Genomic DNA, 26,217 nt, shown 5'->3' on the forward strand with positions numbered 1-26,217 from the left:
ACTACATGTGGGCCGACGACGACAAGCAGTACGCCGACGCCCGCATCATCTTCGTCGACACCGAGGCCTCCAACTGGACCTTCGACCCGGTCCGCAAGCAGTACTTCTTCCACCGCTTCTTCTCCCACCAGCCGGACCTGAACTACGAGAACCCGGCAGTGCAGGAGGAGATTCTCTCAGCGCTGAAATTCTGGCTGGACCTGGGCATCGACGGCTTCCGGCTGGACGCGGTGCCGTATCTGTACGCGCAGGAGGGCACGAACTGCGAGAACCTCCCCGCGACGCACGAGCTCCTCAAGCGGGTACGGAAGGAGATCGACGCCCACTACCCGGACACGGTGCTGCTCGCGGAGGCGAACCAGTGGCCGGAGGACGTCGTCGACTATTTCGGCGACTACGCCGGCGGTGGCGACGAGTGCCACATGGCCTTCCACTTCCCCGTCATGCCACGGATCTTCATGGCGGTGCGACGGGAGTCGAGGTACCCGGTCTCGGAAATCCTCGCCAAGACCCCCGCCATCCCCTCCGGCTGCCAGTGGGGCATCTTCCTGCGCAACCACGACGAGCTGACCCTGGAAATGGTCACCGACGAGGAACGCGACTACATGTGGGCGGAATACGCCAAGGACCCCCGCATGCGCGCCAACATCGGAATCCGACGCCGGCTGGCGCCGCTGCTGGACAACGACCGCAACCAGATCGAGCTGTTCACCGCCCTGCTGCTGTCGCTCCCCGGCTCGCCGATCCTCTATTACGGCGACGAGATCGGCATGGGCGACAACATCTGGCTCGGCGACCGCGACGCCGTACGAACTCCGATGCAGTGGACACCGGACCGCAATGCGGGATTCTCGTCGTGCGACCCGGGACGGCTGTATCTGCCGACCATCATGGATCCCGTCCACGGCTACCAGGTGACGAACGTCGAGGCGTCCATGTCCTCGCCGTCCTCTCTCCTGCACTGGACCCGCCGCATGATCGAGATCCGCAAGCAGAATCCTGCCTTCGGACTCGGCTCCTACACGGAACTCCAGTCCTCCAACCCGGCCGTGATCGCCTTCCTGCGCGAATACGAGGACGATCTCGTGCTGTGCGTGAACAACTTCTCGCGGTTCGCGCAGCCGACGGAGCTGGATCTGCGCAGGTTCAACGGACGGCATCCGGTCGAGCTGTTCGGCGGGGTGCGATTCCCGGCCATCGGTGAACTGCCGTACTTGCTGACCCTCGGAGGCCACGGCTTCTACTGGTTCCGGTTGCGCAAGGACGCCTGAGAGCCCGGGCGGGGCGGTTTCTCCCGCCCCGCCCGGGGCACGCATCAGTAACCACCCCGCCCGGCCCGGGGAAAGGACGTGACGCCATGTCGAAAGCCGTCACCCGCACCCTCACGACCTCACCAGGTCTTCTCGCCTCGCTGGACCCCCTCCTGCGGGAATGGCTGCCACGGCAGCGCTGGTTCGCGGGCAAGGGCCGCCCGGTCACCGGGTTCTCGCTGGTGGCGGCCACCGAACTGCTGCCGCCCGGCGGCAAGCTGGGCCTGTACCACCTGCTCGTGCGCGCGCATCAGGCCGTCGCGCCGGTGCCGGGCGCACCCGAGCAGCCCGCCGACTGCTACCAGCTGTTGATAGGCGAGCGCGAGGCCCTGCCGCCCCGGCTGGCGCCCGCGCTGATCGGACACGTGGCCGACGGCCCGCTCGCCGGACGCACGGTGTACGACGCCCTGTACGACACCCGTCCGACCGAACTGCTCCTCGAGGCGCTGCGCACCGGAGCCCGGATCGGCGGACTGCGTTTCGAGCGGGACGACAGCCAGGAGATCCGGTCCGGTCTGGTGCCGCGCCTGGTCACCTCCGAACAGTCGAACTCGTCGGTCGTCTACGGCGATACGTTCATCCTGAAGCTGCTGCGCCGGGTCGTGCCCGGCGTCAACCCCGACCTGGAGCTTCCTCTGGCGCTGGCCCGCGAGGGCTGTGACCGGGTGCCCGCCCCGACGGCGTGGATCCGGGCGGAGCTGGCACCCGTGGGGGCGACGGCGGACGAGGCGTATGTGCTGGGCGTGCTGCAGCCGTTCGTGCAGGGCGCCGCGGACGGCTGGGAGCTGGCGTTGCGCGAGCTGGCCAAGGGCGAGGACTTCGCGTCCGCGGCACGGGCGCTCGGGCGCGCGACCGCCGAGGTGCACACCGCGCTGGCCCGCACACTGCCGACCGTCACCCTCGGGCACACGCAGGTGCAGCAGCTGGTCGACGGCATGGTCGAGCGGCTCGACGCGGCCGCGCAGGCGGTGCCGGCGCTGCGGCCGTACGCGCCCGGCCTGCGCTCCGCCTTCGAGGCGCTGGCCGGCCTCGCCGCCGAGGGCTGCACCTGGACCGCCCAGCGCATCCACGGCGACCTGCACCTCGGGCAGTGCCTGCGCTCGCCCACCGGGCAGTGGTGGCTGATCGACTTCGAGGGTGAGCCGTCGAAGCCGCTGACCGAACGGCGGATGCCGCAGCCGCCGGTGCGCGACGTCGCGGGCATGCTGCGTTCCTTCGACTACGCGGCCCACTCGGCCGACCCGCCGGTACCGGGCTGGGCCGACACCTGCCGAGCCGCCTACTGCTCCGGATACGCACAGGTCAGCGGCGCCGATCCGCGGACCGATCCGGTGCTGCTGCGTGCGTACGAGACCGACAAGGCGATCTACGAGGTCGTCTACGAGGCCCGCCACCGCCCCGACTGGCTCCCGGTACCGCTGTCCGCCATAAGCCGGCTGGCCGCGGGCGCGGACACCTCGCCTTCCGCCATCCCCGCGGCCCCCGCCACCCCCTCCATCTCCTCCATCCCCTCTTCCCCACCTTCGCCTAGGAGGCCCCGCCCGTGACCCCCCGCACCACTCCCTCCAGCGGTTCGGATTCAAAGAAGACGGCTGAGAAGCCGGCCGTGGAGAAGGCCCAGGAGCAGGCCGCCGAGAAGACGAGCGTCGCGAAGAAGGCGACCGCGAAGACGGCCAATGCCGCCGAGAAGGCCGCGGACGCCATGAGGAAGGGGACGACGAAGAAGGCCACCGCAGCCAAGGCGGACGCCACGAAGAAGGCGACTGCCAAGAAGACGACGGCGAAGAAGACGGCCGCGAAGAAGGCCCCGGCAAAGAAGGCCACCGCGAAGAAAGCCGCGGCCAAGAAAGCCGTGGCCAAGAAGGCGGGAGCGAAGACCACCGCCGCGAAGAGCACGACCACGTCGAAGAGCACGGCGGGGAAGAAGGCCTCCGCCAAGAGGATTCCCGCGCAGAAGACGGCGCCCAAGAAGATCCCCGCCCAAAAGGCGGTCCCCGTCGAACTACCGGCCGTCCCCGCGGACGTCGCCGTGTCCCCCGCCCTCGACGCAGCCGACCGCGACCGCCTCCTCAACGGCACCCACCACGCCCCGCACGCCGTCCTCGGCGCGCATCCGGTGCCCGGCGGTGTCGCCTTCCGGGCCTTCAAGCCGTACGCCCTGTCGGTGACGGTCGTCGTGGGCAGCCTGCGCGCCGAGCTGCACGACGACGGGGAGGGGTTCTTCTCGGGGCTGCTGCCGCTGCTGGAGGTGCCCGCGGGCTACCAGTTCCTGGTGGGGTACGAGGGCTCGGTGCAGGAGACCGAGGACGCGTACCGTTTCCTGCCCGCGCTGGGCGAGCTCGACCTGCATCTGATCGGCGAGGGCCGGCACGAGGAGCTGTGGAAGGCGCTCGGCGCCGAGCCGATGACCCACCAGGGCGTCACCGGCACCCGCTTCACGGTGTGGGCGCCGAACGCGCGGGGTGTGTCGCTGGCCGGCACCTTCAACTTCTGGGACGGCACGGGATATCCCATGCGCTCGCTCGGCGGTACGGGCGTGTGGGAACTGTTCGTGCCGGGCATCGGCGAGGGCGAGCTGTACAAGTTCGAGATCACCCGGCCCGACGGCTCGAAGACGCTGCGCGCCGACCCCATGGCCCGCCGGACACAGGCCCCGCCCGACACGTCGTCCATCGTGTACGCCTCGCAGCACGAGTGGGGCGACGCTCAGTGGCTGGAGCGGCGCGGGTCGGTGCCGACGCACGAGGCGCCGTTCTCGGTCTACGAGGTCCATCTGGCGTCCTGGCGGCCGGGGCTGACCTACCGGCAACTCGCCGAGCAGCTGCCCGCGTACGTCAAGGACCTGGGCTTCACCCACGTCGAGCTGATGCCGGTCGCCGAGCACCCCTTCGGCGGCTCCTGGGGCTACCAGGTCACCGGCCTCTACGCGCCCACGGCCCGGCTCGGCACCCCCGACGACTTCAAGTATCTGGTGGACTGCCTGCACCAGGCAGGCATCGGCGTCCTGATGGACTGGGTGCCGGCGCACTTCCCGCGCGATGACTGGGCGCTCGCCGAGTTCGACGGGCGTCCGCTGTACGAGCACGAGGATCCGCTGCGCTCCGCCCACCCGGACTGGGGCACCCTTGAGTTCGACTTCGGCCGGCGCGAGGTGCGCAACTTCCTGGTCGCCAACGCCATCTACTGGTGCGAGGAGTTCCACATCGACGGGCTCCGGGTGGACGCGGTGGCGTCCATGCTCTACCTGGACTACTCGCGCGAGCCGGGCCAGTGGGTGCCCAACGAGCACGGCGGGCGGGAGAACCTGGACGCGGTGGCGTTCCTGCAGGAGATGAACGCGACGGTGTACCGGCGGGTGCCCGGGGTCGTGACGATCGCGGAGGAGTCCACGGCCTGGGACGGCGTGACGCGCCCGACGCACGTGGCGGGCCCGGGTGGGTTCGGGGGTCTCGGCTTCGGGCTGAAGTGGAACATGGGCTGGATGCACGACTCGCTGGAGTACATGACGAAGGAGCCCGTCCACCGCAAGTACCACCACAACGAGATGACGTTCTCGATGGTGTACGCCTACAGCGAGAACTACGTCCTGCCCATCTCCCACGACGAGGTCGTGCACGGCAAGCGGTCGCTGGTGTCGAAGATGCCGGGCGACTGGTGGCAGCAGCGGGCCAACCATCGCGCCTATCTGGGGTTCATGTGGGCCCACCCGGGCAAGCAACTGCTCTTCATGGGACAGGAGTTCGCCCAGGGGGCTGAGTGGTCGGAGGCGCACGGCCCGGACTGGTGGCTGCTGGATCCGGCGTACGGGGCGGAGCCGGACCACCGCGGGGTGCGGGACCTGGTCCGCGACCTGAACACGGTGTACCGGCACACGCCGGCACTGTGGCAGCGGGACACCGACCCGGCCGGGTTCCAGTGGGTGGTGGGGGACGCCGCCGACGACAACGTGCTCGCGTTCCTGCGCTACGACGCGGAGGGGGCTCCGCTGCTGGCGGTGTCGAACCTGTCGCCTGTCGTGCGGCACGAGTACAGGCTGGGGGTGCCGGACGATGTGCCTGCGTGGCACGAGGCGCTGAACACGGACGCGGCTCGATACGGCGGTGGCGATGTCATCAACCCTGATCCGGTCAAGCCCGAGCCGCAGGGCTGGCACGGGCGGTCGGCCAGCATCCGGCTGACGCTGCCGCCGCTGGCGACGGTCTGGCTGCGGCCGGCCTAGACGGCAGCGCCCCGCAGGGGCGCGGGGAACTGCGCGACCAGCCCGCGGCGGCGGTTGGTCGCGCAGTCCACCCCGGCGGCCACGGCGCGAGCGAGCGCCGTCACCCCGACGCCGACAAGCCCTCGGCCAGGCCCAGCGGCAGCGAACCCGTGTGCAGCACCCCCAACCGCTGCGTGGCCCGGGTGAGCGCCACGTACAGGTCGCTCGTGCCGTACAGCCCCGGCTCCACCACCAGTACCGAGTCGAACTCCAGGCCCTTGGACTGACGCGGGTCGAGGAGGACGACGGTCTGCGTGAGATCGGGCTCCGCGCCGGCCGTCACCCCCTCCAGGCGGGCCGCGAGTCTGCGGTGCAGATGGCTCGGGGCGATGACCGCGAGCCGGCCCTCGTCGGGGGTCAGTTCCCCGACCGCCTTCGCGACGGCGTCCGGCAGGTCGTCGGTCGCGCGCACCCAGGGCCGTACGCCTGTGGAACGGACCGAACTCGGCGGCTCGAAGCCGGGGTCCTGGGCACGGACCACGGCCGCCGCCAGGTCCATGATCTCGGCGGGCGTGCGGTAGTTGACGCCGAGGCGGGTGTGCTCCCAGCGGTCCTCGACATACGGCTGGAGGATCTTCTGCCACGAGCCGACGCCCGCCGCCTCCGCCGTCTGGGCCGGGTCGCCGACCAGGGTCATCGAGCGGGTCGGGCTGCGCCGCATCAGCAGCCGCCAGGCCATCGGCGACAGCTCCTGCGCCTCGTCGACGATGATGTGGCCGAACGCCCAGGTCCGGTCGGCCGCCGCGCGCTCGGCGGCGCTGCGGTGATCGTCCTCCTCGTGGCGCTCGGCGAACCGCTCGGCGTCGATGATGTCGTGCGCGGACAGGACCTCGGAGTCCTCTACGTCCTTGTCCTCGAACTCGTAGGTACGCGAGGCGTACGAGACGTCCAGCACGCCCTGTGCGTAGGCGACCTGCGTCTCCCGCTCCCGCTCGGCCAGCGCCCGCTTCACCCGGTCGTCCTCGCCGAGCAGTTCGGCGGCCTCGTCCAGCAGCGGCACGTCCGCCACCGTCCACGCCCGTGTCACGGGCCTGCGGATCGCGGCCACGTCGTCGTCGGGCAGGTGGCCGACAGGGTCGGCGAGGAAGTCCGCGACCACTCGCTGCGGCGTCAGCCGCGGCCACAGCTGGTCGATGGCGGCCCAGACTTCGGGGTTCTCGGCGATCTCGTCACGGATCTGTGTGATGTCGCTCGGGTCCAGCAGATTCGTGCCGTCGAAGGGGTCCGTCCCGACCCGCTCGGCATACAGCTCGGTGAGGGTGTTGAGGATGTGTCCCTCGAAATGCTCCCGCGCCGCGTTGTGCGGCAGCCGCGCCGCACGGGCCTTCTCCCGCGCCACCTTCACCAGGCCGTCGTCGAGCATCAGGATCTCGCGGTCGTGCTCGATCGCGATCACCGGGTCGGGCAGCGCCTGCCAGCCCCGTACGACCTCGGCGAGCACGTCCGCCATGCCGGCGCGTCCCTTCACCGCGGCCGCCTCCCGCGTGTCGGCCGCCGTCGCCTTCACGCCGGGGAACAGCTCACCGACGGTGGCCAGCAGGACGCCCGTCTCACCCAGCGAGGGCAGGACCTCGCCGATGTAGCCGAGGAACGCGGGGTTGGGGCCGACGATCAGCACCGCGCGCTTGGCGAGCAGCTCGCGGTGCTCGTAGAGGAGATAGGCGGCGCGGTGCAGGGCGACCGCCGTCTTGCCCGTGCCCGGACCGCCCTCCACCACCAGCACACCGCGGTGCGGCGCCCGGATGATCTCGTCCTGTTCGGCCTGGATGGTCTGCACGATGTCGTTCATGCGGCCGGTGCGCGCGGTGTTGAGCGCGGCGAGCAGGACGGCGTCGCCGGTCGGGTCCTCGTGGCCGGTCCGCTCCTGGTCCCCGAGGTCCAGGATCTCGTCGTGCAGGGCGGATACCGTACGGCCGCTGGTGGTGATGTGCCGCCGGCGCCTGAGCCCCATCGGGGTGTGGCCGGTGGCCAGGTAGAAGGGGCGGGCGACGTCGGCCCGCCAGTCGATGAGGATCGGGGTGCGCTCGGCGTCGTCGGTGCGCAGGCCGATTCGGCCGATGTGATGGGTGGTGCCCGAGGCCATGTCGATCCGGCCGAAGCAGAGCGAACCGTCCACGGCGTTCAGCGCGGCGAGCAGCCCCGAGCGCTCGGCGACGAGGATGTCCCGCTCCAGGCGGGCCTGCATCGGCGTGTTGCCCTGGCCGAGCGCGTCCGTGACGGAGCCCTCGGTGTCGCCGCGCAGCAGGTCCACGCGCGCGTACAGGCCGTCGATGAATTCCTGCTCCCGCCGCATTTCACCGTCTTGAAATTCGGTGTTTGACAATTCAGCTCCCGCCCGGATATACTGTGCTCACTGAACTTCTCCGCGACTCAATTTCACTGAAGTCGCGAACCATTGAATATACGAAAGAAATCCCCCGAGCGCAATTGCTCGGGGGATTTCTTCGTATTGCGTGAGGTCAGTCCGCGTCGAACACCTCGGACAGTTCCTCCAGCAGCCGTCGCTTGGGCCGGGCGCCCACCATCGCCTTCACGGGCTCGCCGCCCCGGAAGACCATGAAGGTCGGCATCGACAGCACCTTGTACGCGTTGGTGGTCTCGGGGTTGGTGTCCACGTCCAGCTGGACCACCTTCAGCCGGGCGCCCTCCTCGCGGGCGAGGGCCGTGAGCACCGGCCCCATCTGCCGGCACGGCGGGCACCAGTCCGCGGTGAACTCCACCAGCACCGGCAGCTCCGCCCCGATCACCTCCGCCTCGAAGTCCGCGTCCGTCACCTCGGCCACGCCCGCCGCCTTGATCACAGCTCCTGCCCTCCCAGTTCGCACAACGGTGGTTCCCCCTCGGCCATCGCCAGCCGCAGCCCGATCTTGGCCCGCACGGCCTGCAACTCGCCGATCAGCGCGTCGAGTTCGTCCAGCTTGCGCCGGTAGACCGCGAGCGAGGCGGGACACGAGTCGCCCTCCGGGTGCCCGGCCCGCAGACACTCCACGAACGGCCGCGTCTCCTCCAGGTCGAACCCGAAGTCCTGCAACGTCCTGATCTGCCGCAGCAGCTTCAGGTCGTGCTCGTCGTACGTCCGATACCCGTTGCCGCCCCGTCGCGCGGGCAGCAGCCCCCGCGACTCGTAGTAGCGCAACGTGCGCGTCGTGGTCCCGGCCCGCGCGGCCAGCTCGCCGATTCGCATGCGTACGAACGTAATCCTTGACGCCGACGTCAGGGCAACCATGGCAGGAGAGACCGGGCGGCTGAGAGACGGGGGCATCTCAGCCGCCCGGCGCACATGCCGGACGCCCGGCCCCGGTTCAGGCGGGGCCGGGCGTCCGGAGAGCGGAGGCCCTCAAGGGGCGCGGGGAACTGCGCGAGAAGCCACAGACGAGCTGCAGCCCGCGACATCAGCTCCCCCCGAGCTCGGATCGGGCTCTCCCACGGGAGCGCCCAGCGGAGCGCTTACGCCTTGGCGAGCTCCTTCTCCCCGCCCTGCCCCGGCACGGCATCGGCATCGGCGTCCGCCGACCCCTCGTGCCCGTCATCCAGGAGCGTCTTCTCGTCGAACGGGATGTGACCGGCGAGCACCTCGTCGACCCGCCCCCGGTCGATCTCCTTCGTCCACGTCCCGATCAGCACCGTCGCCACCGCGTTGCCCGCGAAGTTCGTCAGGGCGCGGGCCTCGCTCATGAAGCGGTCGATGCCGACGATGAGGCCGATGCCGTCCACCAGGGCCGGCTTGTGCGACTGGAGGCCACCGGCCAGCGTGGCCAGACCCGCACCGGTGACACCGGCGGCGCCCTTGGAGGCGACCAGCAGGAAGAGCAGCAGCGGGATCTGCTCCCCGACCGCCATCGGCGTACCCATGGCGTCGGCGATGAACAGGGACGCCATGGTCATGTAGATCATGGTGCCGTCGAGGTTGAAGGAGTAGCCGGTCGGGACGGTGATACCGACGACGGGCTTGCTGACGCCCAGGTGCTCCATCTTCGCGATGAGGCGCGGCAGCGCGGACTCGGAGGAGGAGGTGGACAGGATCAGCAGGAACTCGCGGCCGAGGTACTTGAACAGGGTGAAGATGTTCAGGCCGGAGACGATCCGCAGCAGCGCGCCGAGCACGATGAAGACGAACAGGAAGCAGGTGACGTAGAAGCCGAGCATCAGCACGGCGAGGCTCTTCAGCGCGTCCACACCGGCGGAACCGGTGACGGCGGCGATGGCGCCGAAGGCACCGATCGGCGCGGCCCACATCACCATGGCGAGGATGCGGAAGACGAGCCGCTGGATGTGCTCGATGCCCCGCAGGATCGGCGTCCCGGCCGAGCCCATGGCCTGGAGCGCGAAGCCGGCGAGCAGGGCGATGAGCAGGGTCTGCAGGACGCTCTCGCTGGTGAAGGCGGAGACGATCGTGGTCGGGATGATGCCGAGGAGGAACTCGGTGGTGCCCTTGGCCTCGGCGTCGACCTGCGCATGACCGGCGTCCTTGATGGCGTCGGTGACGGCGAGTCCGGTGCCGGGCTCGAGGATGTTGCCGACGACGAGACCGATGGCGAGGGCGACCAGCGACATCGCCAGGAAGTAGACCAGCGCGATACCGCCGACGGCGCCGACCTTGGCCGCCTTGCGTACCGAGCCGATGCCCAGGACGATCGTGCAGAAGATGATCGGCGAGATCATCATCTTGATGAGGGCGACGAAGCCCGTACCGATGGGCTTCAGTTCGACCGCGAAGTCGGGCGCGGCCAGACCCACGGCGATACCGAGGGCCACCGCGATGATCACCGCGATGTAGAGGTAGTGCGTGCGGTCCCGTTTGGTTTTGGCGACGGGTGCGGCAGGTGCCTTGTCGGGGGAACTGGCGGCGGCCACGGCTGCCCTCCTTGACGTCTTCGTCGGTATCACCGGCGTGCGGCTCACGTCCGGGGTGGGGGTTCGCTGATCGGCTGGCGAGCCCCAGGGGGACGGGGTCGTACGCAGCGATGCGGTGACTATCTCCCGTCGTGTGAGGGCGGTCACCCTTCCGTTCATTTAGTTCACCGGGACCGGTCCCGGTGACGCGCGGCCAGGTTCCGCGCGTCAGACGACAGCGGTCGGATACGGGTGGACGGAGAGACGCGATGGCCGGCATCAAGGTACGAACCGGGTCGGGACGACGTCCGGTGACAGCGCGAGCGGGCCACCGTCGAGCCCCGGCTCCTTGTAGACCCTCACCGTCCACACCTGCCACCCCGACCGTCACCGCCGTCCTGCCTGCCCTCCCCGTCGCGGCCGCAGGTCTGGCAGTCGACCGCGCGCAGCTGCTCGCGGAGAGCGTCGAAAAGGGTGGTGGCACATTCGATGATCGAGCCGCGCGAACGCGCGAGCCTCTCCGTCTGCGGGGACAGCGGAATGTCCGGCCAATGATGGTGGACGGTGCCGCTGCGAAAGGCCGGCAAGGGCGGGCGCCGACGGAGGCAGTGATCCGAGGACCGGACCATGAAGTGACGTGACTCACAGCGGGTCACGTCATACGGGCAGCAGGAACCAGTTATCCACAGGCCCGTCGGCCAAAATCGGCCATGGGGCAAACTGACGACATGCGCTTCCCCGTCCCGCGACCCCGCAGCCTGGCCGGCCAGCTCTTCGCCATGCAGGCCGTGCTGATAGCGGTGCTCGTCGCCGGGTACGCGGTGTTCACGTACGTCAGCGACCGCGGGCAGGCCGAGGACGCGGCGGGCCGGCAGGCCATGGCGGTGGCGCAGTCGATAGCCGACGCCCCGTCCGTGGGGGAGGCGATCCGCACGGCCGATCCGACGGCCGAGCTCCAGCCGTACGCGCTCCGTGTCCAGCGCGACGCCGAGGTCGACTTCGTCACGATCATGAATCCCGAGGGCATCCGCTGGACGCACCCCGACGAGAAGCAGATCGGGCAGCACTTCCGCGGCCACACGCAGCGCGCCCTGCGCGGCGAGCCGTTCACGGAGACGTACACCGGCACGCTCGGCCCGTCCGTCCGGGCGGTCGTTCCGATCTACGACGGGGGGAACCGGTCCGCACAGATCGTCGGGCTGGTGAGCGCGGGCATCCGGGTCGAGGAGATCAGCAAGCGGGTGCAGGACCAGCTGACGGCCTTGCTCGGAGTGGCCGCGGGCGCCCTCGCGCTGGGGGCGATCGGCACGTACGTCATCAACGCGCGCCTGCGCCGGCACACCCACGGCATGAACGCCGCCGAGCTGAGCCGTATGCACGACTACCACCAAGCCGCCCTGCATGCGGTGCGGGAGGGGCTGCTGATGCTGGACGGGCAGTACCGGGTGGCGCTGATCAATGACGGCGGGCGCGAGCTGCTCGGCGTGGCCGGTGATGTGGTGGGGCAGTCGGTCGCGGAGCTCGGCCTGCCGGCCCCGCTGACCGGGGCGCTGCTGGCGTCCGAGCCGCGGGTGGACGAGGTGCACCTCGCGGCGGAACGGGTGCTGGTGGTGAACACGTCACCGGTGTCCGGCGGTGAACGCCGCGGCGCGGTGGTGACCCTGCGTGATGTCACCGAACTCCAGTCCCTGATGGGAGAGTTGGACTCCGAGCGGGGTTTCACCCAGGCGCTGCGGTCACAGGCGCACGAGGCGGCGAACCGCCTGCACACGGTGGTGTCGCTGATCGAGCTCGGCCGCGCCGAGGAGGCGGTTGAGTTCGCGACGGCCGAGCTGGAGCTGGCACAGGCGCTGACGGACCAGGTCGTCGCGGCGGTCAGCGAGCCGGTGCTGGCGGCGCTCCTGCTGGGCAAGACAGCACAGGCCAACGAGCGGGGCGTCGAGCTCGTCGTCTCGCAGGACAGCCGACTGGACGACCGCCTGCTGCCGCCGTCCCTGCCGGCCCGGGATCTCGTGACGATGCTCGGCAATCTGATCGACAACGCGGTGGATGCCGCGCAGGGCAGTGTGGGGGCGCGCGTGACCGTGACGGCGTACACGCAGGGCGGGGAGCTGGTCCTGCGGGTGTCCGACACGGGGGCCGGGGTGGATCCCGCCCACGCGGAGGCGGTGTTCGAGCGCGGCTTCTCGACCAAGCCGGCGGGGCCGGGCGGACGCGGGCTGGGGCTGGCGCTGGTGCGGCAGGCGGTACACCGGCACGACGGAGACCTGTCGGTGGCGGAGGCGGCCGGGGGTGGGGCGGAGTTCGAGGCGCGGTTGCCGCTGGGCGAGGGGCACTTGCGGAAGGGGGCGCCGGGAGCAGGGGCGGAGCATCTGTCGGATGCCGAGCCGCTGCCGCGTGCTGAGCCCACGCCGGACACGGAGCCACTCCCGGACACCGAGCACCTGCCGGACGCCGAGCCACTCCCGGACACCAAGCACCTGCCGGACACCAAGCACCTGCCGGACACCGAGCCCCTGCCGGACACCGAGCCGTTCCCGGACACCAAGCACCTCCCGGACGCCAAGCCGCTGCCAGACGCCAAGCCGCTCCCGGACACCAAGCCCCTGCCAGACGCCAAGCCGCTCCCGGACACCAAGCACCTGCCGGACACCGAGCCGCTCCCGGACGCCGAGAACCGACCGGGCAGTGAGCCCCGACCGGATGCCGGACCCCAACCGAACGGCAAGCCCCGGTCAGGCGCCGAGCCCGCGCAGCTGTCCCAGCGATCTGAGCAGTCCGAGCCCGGGCCGGGTTCCGACCATGCGGTGGTTTCGAGAGGTGACGTATGACAGCGGCGGCCGAGCAGCCGATTCGCGTCCTGGTCGTGGAGGACGATCCGGTCGCGGCGGACGCACACATGATGTACGTCGGCCGGGTACCGGGCTTCGTCGCGGTCGGCAAGGCGCACACCGGTGCGGAGGCGCGGCGCGCGCTGGAGCGTACGCCGGTGGATCTGCTGCTGCTGGACCTGCATCTGCCGGATGTGCACGGGCTGCAGCTGGCGCGGTCGCTGCGCGCGGCCGGGCTCCACGCCGACGTGATCGCGGTGACGTCGGCTCGGGATCTCGCCGTGGTGCGGGAGGGCGTGTCGCTGGGAGTCGTGCAGTACGTGCTGAAGCCCTTCACGTTCGCCACGCTTCGGGACCGCCTGGTGCGCTATGCCGAGTTCCATGCGGCGGCCGGAGAGGCGAGCGGACAGGACGAGGTGGACCGGGCCCTGGCGACACTGCGGGCGCCGGGACCGGCGGCGTTGCCGAAGGGTTTGAGCGGGCCGACGTTGGAGCGGGTCACCGGGGCTGTGCGGGAGGCCGAGGAGGGGCTTACCGCGGCGGGGGTGGCCGAGGCCGTGGGGATCTCCCGGATCACGGCTCGGCGGTATCTGGAGCACCTGGTGGAGGCGGGGAGGGCTGAGCGGGCGCCGGTCTACGGGCAGGTGGGTAGGCCGGAGTTGGTCTATCGGTGGGTGCCGGGGGCGAGAGCGGGCCGGTAGCGACGCGACCGCGGCTCGGGCAGCTTTCCGAACCACCACCCAATCCCACGCACACTCATTGACCTGACTAGACCACTCCTCTTAGGTTCACCGGGCAGACAACCCCAGGCCACAACGACGTAGGCCCCAGGAGGTCATGCCCGTGCGCCCCACCGCCCGCCCCGTCCGAGCCGCCCGAACCCCCCGCCCGACTCGCCCCGCCTCCGCCGCACTCCTCGCCCTCACCCTCGCCGCCGCAGGCACGCTCACCGCCTGCGGCGGGGGATCCGGCAGCGACCCCGACACCCTCAAGGTCTCCTTCAAGCAGTCCACGGACAACTCCATCAAGGTGATGGACACCTACCTCGCGGACATCAAGAAGCAGTTCGAGAAGGCGAACCCGGGCAAGAAGGTCGAGTTCGTGCCGATCAAGGCCCCGGACTCCGAGTACTACACCAAGCTCCAGCAGATGCTCCGCTCCCCCAAGACCGCCCCGGACCTGGTCTACGAGGACACGTTCCTCATCAACTCGGACATCACCAGCGGGTACTTGAAGCCGCTCGACCCCTATCTCGCCAAGTGGAAGGACTGGGGCCAGTTCATCGACACGGCGAAGGCGGCGGCCAAGGGGGAGGACGGGAAGACGTACGGCGTCCCGGACGGGACGGACACACGGGGCCTGTGGTTCAGCAAGGACATCTTCAAGAAGGCCGGTCTGCCCGCCGACTGGCAGCCGAAGACCTGGGACGACGTCCTCGAAGCCGCCCGAGCGATCAAGAAGAAGGTCCCGGGTGTCACCCCCCTCAACGTCTACACCGGCAAGCCCGCCGGTGAGGCGGCGACCATGCAGGGCTTCGAGATGCTGCTCTACGGCACGAACGACGGCACCACGGACCCGCTCTATGACAAGGCGTCCAAGAAGTGGATCGCCGGCAGCCAGGGGTTCAAGGACGCCCTCGGGTTTGTGGAGACGGTCTACAAGGAGAAGCTGGGCCCGGACGTCTCGGACGCCCTCGACCCCAACTTCGGTACCCGTGTGCGCGGTGAACTGCTCCCCGAGGGCAAGCTCGGCATCGACCTCGACGGCTCCTGGCTCCCGCAGGACTGGCTGGAGGGCAGCGGCCACGAATGGCCCGAGTGGTCGCAGAAGCTGGGTCTCGCCCACATGCCCACCCAGAACGGCCAGGCCCCCGGCAAGGTGAGTATGTCCGGCGGCTGGACCTGGTCGATCCCGGCCAAGGCGGGCAACCCCGACCTGGCCTTCGAGTTCGTCAAGACGATGCAGACCAAGGCGAACGCCCAGAAGTGGTACATCGCCAACTCGGGCATCGCGGTGCGCAAGGACGTCGCGGCCGATCCCGCGTACATCGACGCCCAGCCCGGCATCAAGTTCTTCACCGACCTCGTCGCGTCGACGCACTACCGGCCCGCCTACCCGGCGTACCCGAAGGTGTCCACCGCGATCCAGGAGGCGATGGAGGGCGTGACGACGGGTGACGCCTCGGTCGAGGACGCGGCCAAGTCGTACGACGAGGAGCTGAAATCGGCGACGGACGGCAAGGTGATCGAGAAGTGAGTCACCCCTCATGAAGACCGCCACCGGCCCCGGCCTCGCGAGGAGGCCGGGCCGGGCCCCCGCACCGGCCACGCCGGGCGCCCGCCCTCGTCACGTCCCGTTCCTACGGGCCCTGCCCGTCACGCCCGCCGTCGTCCTCCTGGTCCTCTTCCTCGCCGGCCCCATCGCCTACTGCGCCTACATCGCCTTCACCGACCTCCAGCTCACCGGCCAGGCCGAGGACTCCTTCGTCGGTTTCGACAACTTCCGTACGGCGTTCGACGACGAGGCGTTCCGCAACGCGGTCTGGCTGACCCTCGTCTTCACCGTCATCTCCGCCCTGGTCGGCCAGAACACCCTGGGCCTGGCCCTGGCCGCGCTGATGCAGCGCGCGTCCAAGCCCGTTCGCACCCTGGTGGGTGCCATCGTCATCACGGCATGGGTCCTGCCGGAGGTCGTCGCGGGCTTTCTCCTCTACGCCTTCTTCCGCCGCGAGGGCACCCTGAACGCGATCCTGGACTGGCTCCATCTCCCCACCCAGAACTGGCTGTTCACGCTCCCGATCCTGGCGGTGTCGTTCGCGAACGTCTGGCGCGGCACCGCCTTCTCGATGCTGGTCTACTCCGCCGCGCTGAACGAGATCCCCAAGGAGATCACCGAGGCGGCCGAGGTCGACGGCGCCGGCGGCTGGCGCCGTATGTGGCACATCACCCTCCCGATGATCCGCCGCTCCATCGGCACCAACCTCATGCTGATCACCCTGCAGACCCTGTCCGTCTTCGGCCTGATCTGGGTGATGACGAGGGGCGGCCCGGGCGGCAAGAGCCAGACGCTGCCGCTGTTCATGTACGAGGAGGCGTTCCAGAAGAGCATGATCGGTTACGGCACGGCGGTCGCCCTCCTGCTCCTGGTGGTGGGCTCGTTGTTCTCCGTGGTCTACCTGCGTCTGCTGCGAACGGAGGTGTGACGCCGTATGCCTCGCACTCTCTCGTCACGGCGCACCTCTCACCGGCTGGCCGCCGACGCCGGCCTCCTGGTGGTGGCCGCGGCGTTCGTGCTCCCGCTGGCGTGGGTGATCCTCTCCTCGCTGGACACGGACGCCAACCTCCAGGTGAAGGTCCCGGACGGCGTCACGCTGGACAACTTCGATGCGGTCCTCACCCCGGAGATCACCTTCACACCGCTGCTCAACAGCCTGCTGCTGTGCGGTGGGGGCACGGCACTGACGGTCGCGTGCGCGGCGCTCGCCGCCTACCCCCTGTCACGGTTCCGGTCCCGCTTCAACCGCCCGTTCCTGCTCACGATCCTCTTCGCCACGAGCCTGCCGATCACGGCGATCATGGTGCCGGTGTACGCCCTGTTCGTGCAGGTGAACCTCATCGACACCATGGAGGGGACGATCTTCTTCTTCGCCGCCTCCCAACTGCCGTTCGCCATCTGGCTGATGAAGAACTTCATGGACGGGGTGCCGAAGGAACTGGAGGAGGCCGCCTGGACGGACGGGGCGTCGTCGCTCCAGTCGCTGGTGCGCGTCGTGCTGCCGCTGATGGGGCCCGGGGTGGCGGTGGTGACGGTGTTCTCGTTCGTGATGATGTGGGGAAACTTCTTCGTCCCCTTCATGCTGCTGCTCACGCCGGACCAGATGCCGGCCGCGGTGAGCATCAACGAGTTCTTCGGGAATCGGGGGACGGTGGTGTACGGGCAGCTGGCGGCGTTCTCGATCATCTACTCGACGCCGGTGATTCTGCTCTATGTGCTGGTGGCGAGGCGGCTGGGCGGAGGGTTCGCCTTGGGCGGGGCGGTCAAGGGGTAGGTGGGCCTCCCCCGCGTGGCGAGCGTCGGGATTGAGCCGCCTGCCGCCCCTCGCCACGCGGCCGGCCCCCGCACCGGCAGGCGTACTCACCTTCGAAGCCCGGCCGCACGGCCGACACCCACAGCAGGCCCTCCAGTCGCACCGCCACCGGGCGTGTGGAGATCGGCACCGCACGGTGCCTGCGAATATGCCCACCGAGGTTGCCATTCGTGGATTGCCACCACCCGCCCGAGCCCTCACCTGCCCGGTACCCGCCCACCCCCGGAGAGCCCGCGCCCGGCGCCGAACCCGCCAGTAGCCGTAGCTTCCTACAATCCGTAATCCTGGCCGAACAGACCGTAGTCACCCCACTCCGTCCGCCCTACGTTGTGCCCCGTGCGCCGACCCCAAGCCCAACCGAACCAGCCCCCCAACCGCTCCAGCCGCCGTACCCCGCCCACTCCCCCCTTCAACGCCCCCGCCGCCCGCAGACTGCGTGCCGCCCTGAACATGCGGCCCGAGCACGTCGCCTACGGCATGCGAACCTCGTACGGACTCCCCTACGTCACCGAGGACCTCGTCATCGCCTGGGAACGTGAGATCGCGTCCCCGGACAACAGCGAGCTGACCGCGCTGGCGGGCGTGCTGTGGTGCTCGCCCAGCGAACTGCTCGGCAAGCCCCGGACACTGCGCGAACACCGCATCGCCCGTGGCCTCGCCCCCGAGGACGTGGCCCGTACCGTCGGGCACGACCTCGGCACGTACCTGCGCATGGAGGAGAGCGACGACTGGCAGGGCACCGACCGTCAGTCCGCCGCGCTCGCCGACGTCCTCGGCCTGACGGTCCCGGACTTCATCACCGTCACCGGCCGGGACGGGAAACTCGCCGACCTGCTGCGCAGTGCCGTGACGACGCGCTGGCAGGCGTACGTACGCCCGGTCGGGAAGATGGTGCCCCTGGACCGGCGGCTCCTGGAGGACGCCCTCCAGGAGCTGCACCAGAACTACCAGGGGCAGATGACCGCCACGCTCAGCTGGGGCGGCGGCGGCAGCGACTCCAGCGCGGCCGGCCGTGAGTTCCTGGACCGGATCGTGGAGCACTTCTGGAGGACCGTCCAGGGGGATGCCCCCTGACCACTCAGTGGTCGTTCTCCAGGTGCAGCTTCAGCAGATCGATCCCGTAGTCGTTGCCGTTCGGCGTCCGGACGATGGTGTGAATGTGCTGCTGCGTCGGCGTGCCCCCAGGCCCGCCCATACCGCCTCCACCACCACCGCCACCGCCACCGCCCGCACTGCTCCCGCCGCTCGACCTGTTGCCGTACGCCAGCGGCGACTGCGCGTCGTACTCGATCAGTACGACCGGGCTGTGGACCCGGTAGTAGAAGGCCGAGGTGTCCTTCGCCTCGCCGATCCAGAAGAAGTACGTGTCGTCGAGGTGCTCCTCGACCTCCTTCATCCGCACCTCGGCATGCGCGTCGGCCATGTTCCCGACATACACCCGGACCAGCTCCAGCAGGGCCGACCGCTGCGCCTCGGTGAACCCGGAGGCGGCGAGACCCTGCGGGGCGAGCTGGAGGTTGTCCTGGCCGGCCCCGGCCTTCAGGTTGTCCCCTGCCTTCTGGTCCGCGGAGATCACCTTCTTGCGCTGGGCGTCGGTCAGTGAGCGCAGCAGCGTCAGGCCGGCCGTCGTCTCCTTCTCGAAGAGGGTGATCTTCTCGCCCTGGTAGGTCGCCGATGTCGGCTCCGAGCCCATGAACGTCGGTGTCATGACGACCTGGTCGCCCAGGACGAAGTAGTTGATCGCCAGGTGGTGGCCCTCGTACTGGAAGCCCCAGGGCGCGGTCGTCGAGGGCGTGCCCATGAAGGTGAAGTAGTAGTGGCCCTCGGTGAGGGTCTCCCGGCCACCGCCGTTGTACTCGCCCAGGTACGCGTTCAGCTTCATGATGTTGCGGGACTGGGTGAGCCCTTCGGCGGACAGGGCCGCGCCGAGCAGCGCGAAGCCGAGGTCACGCTGCTGGTCGGTGAGGTCGCCCATCCGGACGCCCTTGCGTTCGTAGCCGTCGATGTTGCTCCAGGCCAGCCATTCGTCGTCCCGCACGTCGTACTGCGCCGACCGCTTCTCGGTGCTGGAGAGGCCGTCCAGGAAGGCCTGCGCGGCCTTGACGAGCGCGTCGGTGGAGACGCCGGTGGAGTGGATGGCGTACAGGTCGTCCTGGGCCTTGCCGTTCGTCGTCACGCCCACGAAGTCGTCGTACGCGACCGCGGAGGCGCCGGGTCCCATGCCGCCGCCGGGCACTTCGGAGGGGGCGCCCGAGGGCGCGGCGCTCGACGACGTGCTCGCCGTACCGGCTGAGGAGCCGTTGGAGCACGCGGTCACGCCGCTCATGGTCGCCACCGCGGCCGCCCCGCCGAGCAGCAGCGACCTGTTCATGAACCAGCGGCGGCCGCGCTCCGCCTCGGGGGTGCGTGGTCTGTGGTGATGTCCGTGTCCGTCCATGGACACCAACGTCCCGGGCGGACCTGAAGCGCCCCTGGGCGCTGCCTGTGACTCGCGGCCGGCGGCACCTGTGACGCGTGGCAGGCGCCGACACCCCGGTGCCGGACCCCAGTGCCGGACCCCAGTGCCGGACCCCAGTGCTAGAAGACCGACTCCGCCTCGTCCATGCGGTCCTTCGGCACCGTCTTCAGCTCGGTCACGGCCTCCGCCAGCGGGACCATCACGATGTCGGTCCCGCGCAGCGCGGTCATCCTGCCGAAATGGCCCTGGTGGGCCGCCTCCACCGCGTGCCAGCCGAAGCGGGTCGCGAGGACGCGGTCGTACGCCGTGGGCACGCCGCCGCGCTGGACGTGGCCGAGGATGACCGGCTTGGCCTCCTTGCCGAGGCGGCGCTCCAGTTCGAAGGCCAGTGCCGTGCCGATGCCCTGGAAGCGCTCGTGGCCGAACTGGTCGATCTCGCCCTTGCCGTAGTCCATGCTGCCGTCGGCCGGGTGGGCACCCTCGGCGACGCAGATCACCGCGAACTTCTTGCCGCGGGCGAAGCGCTCCTCGACCATCTTGACGAGCAGGGCGGGGTCGAAGGGCCGCTCGGGCAGGCAGATGCCGTGGGCGCCGGCGGCCATGCCGGACTCCAGCGCGATCCAGCCGGCGTGGCGGCCCATGACCTCGACGACCATCACACGCTGGTGGGACTCCGCCGTGGTCTTCAGGCGGTCCATGGCTTCCGTGGCGACGCCGACGGCCGTGTCGAAGCCGAAGGTCCGGTCCGTGGACGAGATGTCGTTGTCGATGGTCTTCGGTACGCCGACCACGGGCAGGCCGGCGTCCGACAGCATGCGGGCCGCCGTCAGCGTGCCCTCGCCGCCGATCGGGATCAGCGCGTCGATGCCGAAGTCGCGGGCGATGTCGGGCGCGCTCTCGCAGGCCTCGCGCAGCCGGTCGCGCTCCAGCCGGGACGAGCCCAGGATCGTGCCGCCGCGGGCCAGGATGCCGCTGACCGCCTCCAGGTCGAGGCTGCGGTAGTGGCCGTCCAGCAGGCCCGCGTATCCGTCCTCGAAGCCGATCACCTCGTCGCCGTACTGTGCGACGGCACGGTGCACGACCGACCGGATCACGGCGTTCAGGCCGGGGCAGTCGCCGCCTGCGGTGAGAACTCCGATACGCATCGTGCTGTGTCTCCTGCTCGCTGTTGATACCGGTGAGCCAGTCCGATTGTTTCATGTCCCGAGGGGGATGTCGGGCCCACGAACCTGACGGGCGCCTTATCTATCGGCAAGGGTATTGTCAAGAGGGTTTCGCTCACCCCGGTGGGCGATTTTGTGCAGGCTCCGCCAGGCCGCCGACGGACGCTCGACACAGCTCGACACCGCTCGACAGACGCAGACGCAGACAAGCACGAAGTCGAAGACGAAGACGAAACGGAGAGCACGCGTGACGCGCAGCGTGTACGTGACCGGCATCGACCGCGGCGACGGCCGCCAGATCGTCGAACTGGGAGTGATGGAGCTCCTGACCCGGCAGGTCGACCGGGTGGGGGTGTTCCGGCCGCTGGTCCACCACGTCCCCGACCGCCTGTTCGAGTTGCTGCGCGCCCGCTACCGCCTGTCCCAGGACCCGGCGACGGTCTACGGCATGGACTACCACGAGGCCTCCGCCCTCCAGGCCGAGCGCGGCACGGACGAGCTGGTGTCCACGCTCGTCGACCGCTTCCACGCCGTCGCCCGGAACTACGACGTGGTCCTCGTCCTCGGCACCGACTACGCCGACACCCAGCTCCCGGACGAGCTCTCCCTCAACGCCAGGCTCGCCAACGAGTTCGGCGCGTCCGTGATACCCGTCGTGGGCGGGCGCAAGCAGGCCACCGAGTCGGTGCTCGCCGAGACGCGCAATGCCTTCCGGGCCTACGAGGGCCTGGGCTGTGACGTGCTCGCCATGGTCGCCAACCGGGTCACCCGGGACGACCGGGACGAGATCGCCGAGTCGCTGCGGTCGCGGCTGCCGGTGCCGTGTTACGTCGTCCCGGACGAGCCCGCCCTCGCCGCGCCGACCGTCTGGCAGATCGCCCAGTCCCTGGACGCGAAGGTCCTGCTCGGCGACGACTCCGGGCTCGCGCGCGACGCCCTTGACTTCGTGTTCGGCGGCGCGATGCTGCCGAACTTCCTCAAGGCCCTGACCCCGGGCTGCCTGGTCGTCACCCCGGGCGACCGTGCCGACCTGGTCGTCGGCTCGCTGGCCGCGCACAGCGCCGGCACCCCGCCGATCGCCGGCCTCCTGCTCACCCTGGACGAGCGCCCGAGCGACGAGATCCTCACCCTGGCCGCCCGCCTGGCCCCGGGCACCCCGGTGCTCTCGGTGCCGGGCTACAGCTTCCCCACCGCCGAGCAACTCTTCTCCCTGGAGGGGAAGTTGAACGCGGCCACGCCGCGCAAGGCGGAGACCGCGCTCGGCCTCTTCGAGCGGTACGTGGAGACCGGCGACCTGCTGAAGCGGGTCTCGGCGCCGAGCAGCGACCGGCTCACGCCGATGATGTTCGAGCACAAGCTGCTGGAGCAGGCCCGCTCGGACATGCGCCGCATCGTGCTGCCCGAGGGCACTGAGCCGCGCGTCCTGCACGCCGCCGAGGTGCTGCTGCGCCGCAACGTCTGCGACCTCACGCTCCTGGGGCCGGTCGACCGGATCCGCAAGCAGGCCGCCGACCTCGGCATCGACCTGGGCGACACCCAGCTGATCGACCCGGCGACCAGCGAGTTGCGCGACACCTTCGCCGAGAAGTACGCCGCCCTGCGGGCCCACAAGGGCGTCACGGTCGAGCTGGCCTACGACGTCGTCAGCGACATGAACTACTTCGGCACGCTGATGGTGCAGGAGGGCCTCGCGGACGGCATGGTCTCGGGGTCCGTGCACTCCACGGCGGCGACCATCCGCCCGGCCTTCGAGATCATCAAGACCAATCCCGACACCGACATCGTCTCGTCCGTCTTCTTCATGTGCCTCGCCGACCGGGTCCTCGTCTACGGCGACTGCGCGGTGAACCCCGACCCGAACGCCGAGCAGCTGGCCGACATCGCCATCCAGTCGGCGGCCACCGCCCAGCGCTTCGGCGTGGAGCCGCGGATCGCGATGCTGTCGTACTCGACGGGTACGTCCGGTTCGGGCGCCGACGTCGACAAGGTGCGCGAGGCGACGGAGCTGGTGCGCGAGCGGCGGCCGGACCTGAAGATCGAGGGGCCGATCCAGTACGACGCCGCGGTCGAGCCGTCGGTCGCGGCCACCAAGCTGCCGGGGTCCGAAGTCGCCGGTCAGGCAAGCGTGTTGATCTTCCCGGACCTCAACACCGGCAACAACACCTACAAGGCCGTGCAGCGCTCGGCCGGCGCGATCGCGGTGGGCCCGGTGCTGCAGGGTCTGCGCAAGCCGGTCAACGACCTGTCCCGGGGCGCCCTGGTCCAGGACATCGTGAACACCGTGGCGATCACCGCCATCCAGGCCCAGACCCCCGCCCTGTCCCCCAACGAGAAGGCCCCCGCCCAGTGACCGCGACCCGCGTCCTCGTCCTCAACTCCGGCTCCTCGTCGGTGAAGTACCAGCTGCTCGACATGGAGGGCAGCAGCCGGCTGGCCGTGGGCCTCGTCGAGCGCATCGGCGAGGACACCTCACGGCTCAAGCACACCCCGCTGGCGAGCGGCGGCGAGACCCGCGAGTGGACCGCGCCCATCGCCGACCACGAGGCCGCCCTGAAGGCCGTCTCGGCGGAACTAGCCAAGGACGGCCTCGGGCTCGACTCGCCCGAGCTGGCCGCGATCGGCCACCGGGTGGTGCACGGCGGCAAACGGTTCACCGAGCCGACGGTCATCGACGACGCCGTTCTCGCCGAGATCGAGCGGCTCATCCCGGTGGCCCCGCTGCACAACCCGGCCAACCTGACCGGCATCCGTACGGCCATGGGTCTGCGCCCGGACCTGCCCCAGGTCGCCGTGTTCGACACCGCGTTCCACACCACGATGCCGGAGTCGGCCGCCCGCTACGCGATCGACGTGGAGACCGCCGACCGGCACCGGATACGCCGGTACGGCTTCCACGGCACCTCGCACGCGTATGTCTCCCGTGCCACGGCGGAGCTGCTGGGCAAGGCGCCCGAGGACGTGAACGTCATCGTGCTGCACCTCGGCAACGGCGCGTCCGCGTCCGCCGTACGGGGTGGCAAGTGCGTGGACACCTCCATGGGGCTGACGCCTTTGGAGGGACTCGTGATGGGTACGCGATCCGGTGACACCGATCCCGCCGTCATCTTCCATTTGGCGCGTGTTGGCGAAATGTCCATCGCGGAAATCGACACTCTTCTCAACAAGAAGAGCGGATTGATCGGCCTGTGCGGCGACAACGACATGCGGGAGATCCGCCGGCGGGTCGACGAAGGTGACGAGCGGGCCCAATTGGCCTTCGACATCTACATTCACCGACTGAAGAAGTACATCGGTGCCTATTACGCGGTGCTCGGCAGGGTGGACGCAATCGCGTTCACGGCCGGCGTCGGCGAGAACGCGGCACCGGTGCGGGAAGCCGCCGTGGCGGGCCTGGAACAACTGGGCCTCGCGGTGGACGCAGAGCTGAACGCCGTACGCGGCGACGAGCCGCGGCTGATCTCACCCACGGGCGCGCGGGTGGCGGTCGCGGTGGTGCCGACGGATGAAGAACTGGAGATCGCGACGCAGACCTACGCACTGGTCGGCCGCGTCGATTATGCGGCTCCGCCGCGTGACACCGCCGAGTAACACGGCTGAGCAATGCGCAGCTCATTTGTATCTTCCGCCAGACGGAATATTCCGCAGCGAAACAAACCGATAGGATCGTCCCATGCGCCGTTCCAAAATCGTCTGTACTCTCGGCCCCGCGGTCGACTCCCATGAACAGCTCGTCGCGCTGATCGAGGCGGGCATGAATGTGGCCCGCTTCAACTTCAGCCACGGCACGCACGAAGACCACCAGGGGCGCTACGAACGCCTCCGGGCCGCCGCCCGGGAGACCGGGCGTGCCATCGGCGTGCTCGCCGACCTGCAGGGCCCCAAGATCCGCCTGGAGACCTTCGCCGAGGGCCCGGTCGAGCTGGAGCGCGGTGACGAGTTCGTCATCACGACCGAGGACGTCCCGGGCGACAAGTCCATCTGCGGGACCACCTACAAGGGCCTGCCGGGGGACGTCTCGCGCGGCGACCAGATCCTCATCAACGACGGCAACGTCGAGCTGAAGGTCCTGGACGTCGAGGGCCCGCAGGTGCGGACGATCGTCATCGAGGGCGGCGTCGTCTCCGACCACAAGGGCATCAACCTGCCCGGCGCGGCCGTGAACGTGCCTGCGCTGTCCGAGAAGGACGTCGAGGACCTGCGGTTCGCGCTGCGCATGGGCTGCGACATGGTCGCGCTGTCCTTCGTCCGGGACGCCAACGACGTGCAGGACGTGCACAAGGTCATGGACGAGGTCGGCCGCCGCGTCCCGGTCATCGCCAAGGTGGAGAAGCCGCAGGCGGTGGCGAACATGGAGGACGTCGTGCTGGCGTTCGACGCCGTGATGGTCGCGCGTGGCGACCTGGCCGTCGAGTACCCGCTCGAGAAGGTCCCGATGGTGCAGAAGCGGCTCATCGAGCTGTGCCGCCGCAACGCCAAGCCGGTGATCGTGGCGACCCAGATGATGGAGTCGATGATCACCAACTCCCGTCCGACCCGCGCCGAGGCCTCCGACGTGGCCAACGCGATCCTGGACGGCGCCGACGCGGTCATGCTGTCCGCCGAGTCGAGCGTGGGCGCCTACCCGATCGAGACCGTCAAGACGATGTCGAAGATCGTCACCGCGGCCGAGCAGGAGCTGCTGTCCAAGGGCCTGCAGCCGCTGGTGCCGGGCAAGAAGCCCCGTACGCAGGGTGGTTCGGTGGCCCGTGCCGCCTGCGAGATCGCCGACTTCCTCGGCGGCAAGGGCCTGGTCGCCTTCACCCAGTCCGGCGACACCGCCCGCCGCCTGTGCCGCTACCGGGCGGCCCAGCAGATCATCGCGTTCACGACGGACGAGTCCACTCGTAACCAGATGACGCTCAGCTGGGGCGTGGAACCGCACGTGGTGCCGTTCGTGAACAGCACCGACGAGATGGTCGACCTGGTCGACCAGGAGATCGTCAAGCTCGGCCTGTTCAACGAGGGCGACATCGTGGTCATCACCGCCGGCTCCCCGCCCGGCGTCCCCGGCACCACCAACATGGTCCGCGTCCACCACCTGGGCGGACGCCCGCGGGACTGACCGCACGGGCCGCCGTGAGGCCCTGGTACGGCACCGAGGGCGCCCCCTGCTCGCAGGGGGCGCCCTCGTCCATGGGTGCGCAGCGGCTTGCGCCGGTCCCGATCGCGCAGTTGGCTGAGCGTCTCGCATCCTTCGCGTGAGCCGAACACAGCCGTGGCCCGGCCCTCGCATGGAGG

The 26,217-nt window shown here is 69.8% G+C and carries 17 protein-coding genes and 1 pseudogene; 12 read left to right on the plus strand and 6 right to left on the minus strand.

The features are described from left to right. The 3 genes from treS to glgB all read left to right on the plus strand — a co-directional run. Positions 1-1,271, plus strand: a 1,271-nt coding sequence (gene treS / locus ACFY5C_RS29990; protein ID WP_389449767.1) for a maltose alpha-D-glucosyltransferase, incomplete at its 5' end; no start/stop codon positions are given. A gap of 86 nt (positions 1,272-1,357) precedes the next feature. Then, the gene (locus ACFY5C_RS29995) at positions 1,358-2,857 is read left to right on the plus strand and encodes a maltokinase (protein WP_389449770.1); all 1,500 of its coding nucleotides are present in this window, start codon (positions 1,358-1,360) and stop codon (positions 2,855-2,857) included. Continuing rightward, positions 2,854-5,529, plus strand: a complete 2,676-nt coding sequence (glgB, locus tag ACFY5C_RS30000; protein ID WP_389449773.1) for a 1,4-alpha-glucan branching enzyme — start codon at positions 2,854-2,856, stop codon at positions 5,527-5,529. The genes ACFY5C_RS29995 and glgB overlap by 4 nt, the downstream gene beginning before the upstream one ends. Before the next feature lie 100 nt (positions 5,530-5,629). Here the strand turns inward: glgB and ACFY5C_RS30005 are convergent, their stop codons facing one another. The 4 genes from ACFY5C_RS30005 to ACFY5C_RS30020 all read right to left on the minus strand — a co-directional run bounded on the left by ACFY5C_RS30005 (position 5,630) and on the right by ACFY5C_RS30020 (position 10,422). After that, positions 5,630-7,861, minus strand: coding sequence for a HelD family protein (locus ACFY5C_RS30005; RefSeq protein ID WP_389449776.1), 2,232 nt, complete (start codon positions 7,859-7,861; stop codon positions 5,630-5,632). Between the two features lie 166 nt (positions 7,862-8,027). After that, complete coding sequence (locus tag ACFY5C_RS30010; protein WP_389449779.1) at positions 8,028-8,369, minus strand: thioredoxin family protein; 342 nt, start codon at positions 8,367-8,369, stop codon at positions 8,028-8,030. Next, positions 8,366-8,752, minus strand: a complete 387-nt coding sequence (locus ACFY5C_RS30015) for a MerR family transcriptional regulator (protein WP_389449781.1) — start codon at positions 8,750-8,752, stop codon at positions 8,366-8,368. The genes ACFY5C_RS30010 and ACFY5C_RS30015 overlap by 4 nt, the downstream gene beginning before the upstream one ends. 263 nt (positions 8,753-9,015) lie before the next feature. Next, complete coding sequence (locus tag ACFY5C_RS30020; protein ID WP_389449784.1) at positions 9,016-10,422, minus strand: cation:dicarboxylate symporter family transporter; 1,407 nt, start codon at positions 10,420-10,422, stop codon at positions 9,016-9,018. A 707-nt stretch (positions 10,423-11,129) separates the two neighbouring features. Here ACFY5C_RS30020 and ACFY5C_RS30025 point away from each other — a divergent pair. From ACFY5C_RS30025 to ACFY5C_RS30050, 6 genes and pseudogenes are all read left to right on the plus strand, one after another. Beyond that, positions 11,130-12,761: pseudogene (locus ACFY5C_RS30025) on the plus strand (ATP-binding protein); the annotation flags it as partial. A gap of 467 nt (positions 12,762-13,228) precedes the next feature. Then, positions 13,229-13,933, plus strand: coding sequence for a response regulator (locus tag ACFY5C_RS30030; RefSeq protein ID WP_389449786.1), 705 nt, complete (start codon positions 13,229-13,231; stop codon positions 13,931-13,933). A gap of 136 nt (positions 13,934-14,069) precedes the next feature. Next, entirely contained in the window at positions 14,070-15,488 is a 1,419-nt protein-coding gene (locus tag ACFY5C_RS30035) for an extracellular solute-binding protein (protein WP_389449789.1), read from the plus strand. Between the two features lie 10 nt (positions 15,489-15,498). Next, complete coding sequence (locus tag ACFY5C_RS30040) at positions 15,499-16,434, plus strand: carbohydrate ABC transporter permease (RefSeq protein WP_389449792.1); 936 nt, start codon at positions 15,499-15,501, stop codon at positions 16,432-16,434. 6 nt (positions 16,435-16,440) lie between these two features. Beyond that, entirely contained in the window at positions 16,441-17,280 is an 840-nt protein-coding gene (locus tag ACFY5C_RS30045) for a carbohydrate ABC transporter permease (protein ID WP_389449795.1), read from the plus strand. Positions 17,281-17,655: 375 nt separating this feature from the next. Beyond that, positions 17,656-18,393 carry a helix-turn-helix domain-containing protein gene (locus tag ACFY5C_RS30050; RefSeq protein WP_389449798.1) on the plus strand — a complete coding sequence of 246 codons (738 nt, stop codon included), beginning with the start codon at positions 17,656-17,658 and terminating at the stop codon, positions 18,391-18,393. Positions 18,394-18,397: 4 nt separating this feature from the next. Here the strand turns inward: ACFY5C_RS30050 and ACFY5C_RS30055 are convergent, their stop codons facing one another. Then, positions 18,398-19,756, minus strand: a complete 1,359-nt coding sequence (locus ACFY5C_RS30055; RefSeq protein WP_389449801.1) for a DUF3500 domain-containing protein — start codon at positions 19,754-19,756, stop codon at positions 18,398-18,400. A 140-nt stretch (positions 19,757-19,896) separates the two neighbouring features. Further along, complete coding sequence (locus ACFY5C_RS30060) at positions 19,897-20,922, minus strand: ATP-dependent 6-phosphofructokinase (protein ID WP_369273476.1); 1,026 nt, start codon at positions 20,920-20,922, stop codon at positions 19,897-19,899. A 265-nt stretch (positions 20,923-21,187) separates the two neighbouring features. On the opposite strand from ACFY5C_RS30060, the gene pta reads away from it, so the two are divergent. From pta to pyk, 3 genes are all read left to right on the plus strand, one after another. Continuing rightward, positions 21,188-23,290: a phosphate acetyltransferase gene (gene pta, locus ACFY5C_RS30065; protein WP_389449804.1), complete on the plus strand. Its 2,103-nt coding sequence runs from the start codon at positions 21,188-21,190 to the stop codon at positions 23,288-23,290. Continuing rightward, entirely contained in the window at positions 23,287-24,528 is a 1,242-nt protein-coding gene (locus tag ACFY5C_RS30070; protein ID WP_389449807.1) for an acetate kinase, read from the plus strand. Before pta ends, ACFY5C_RS30070 begins: the two co-directional genes overlap by 4 nt. A gap of 82 nt (positions 24,529-24,610) precedes the next feature. Beyond that, positions 24,611-26,041, plus strand: a complete 1,431-nt coding sequence (gene pyk, locus ACFY5C_RS30075; protein WP_389449810.1) for a pyruvate kinase — start codon at positions 24,611-24,613, stop codon at positions 26,039-26,041. Positions 26,042-26,217 lie beyond the last annotated feature (176 nt).

Source organism: Streptomyces sp. NPDC012935 (assembly GCF_042900345.1).
Lineage (GTDB): Bacteria > Actinomycetota > Actinomycetes > Streptomycetales > Streptomycetaceae > Streptomyces.

What these genes read in the sequence shown, in the direction of transcription:
- ACFY5C_RS29995 (WP_389449770.1), top strand. Translation starts at nt 1,358, where the DNA reads ATGTCGAAAGCCGTCACCCGCACCCTCACGACCTCACCAGGTCTTCTC.
- ACFY5C_RS30005 (WP_389449776.1), bottom strand. Translation starts at nt 7,861, where the DNA reads ATGCGGCGGGAGCAGGAATTCATCGACGGCCTGTACGCGCGCGTGGAC.
- ACFY5C_RS30015 (WP_389449781.1), bottom strand. Translation starts at nt 8,752, where the DNA reads ATGCGAATCGGCGAGCTGGCCGCGCGGGCCGGGACCACGACGCGCACG.
- ACFY5C_RS30030 (WP_389449786.1), top strand. Translation starts at nt 13,229, where the DNA reads ATGACAGCGGCGGCCGAGCAGCCGATTCGCGTCCTGGTCGTGGAGGAC.
- ACFY5C_RS30035 (WP_389449789.1), top strand. Translation starts at nt 14,070, where the DNA reads ATGCCCGTGCGCCCCACCGCCCGCCCCGTCCGAGCCGCCCGAACCCCC.
- ACFY5C_RS30040 (WP_389449792.1), top strand. Translation starts at nt 15,499, where the DNA reads ATGAAGACCGCCACCGGCCCCGGCCTCGCGAGGAGGCCGGGCCGGGCC.
- ACFY5C_RS30045 (WP_389449795.1), top strand. Translation starts at nt 16,441, where the DNA reads ATGCCTCGCACTCTCTCGTCACGGCGCACCTCTCACCGGCTGGCCGCC.
- ACFY5C_RS30055 (WP_389449801.1), bottom strand. Translation starts at nt 19,756, where the DNA reads ATGGACGGACACGGACATCACCACAGACCACGCACCCCCGAGGCGGAG.
- ACFY5C_RS30060 (WP_369273476.1), bottom strand. Translation starts at nt 20,922, where the DNA reads ATGCGTATCGGAGTTCTCACCGCAGGCGGCGACTGCCCCGGCCTGAAC.
- pyk (WP_389449810.1), top strand. Translation starts at nt 24,611, where the DNA reads ATGCGCCGTTCCAAAATCGTCTGTACTCTCGGCCCCGCGGTCGACTCC.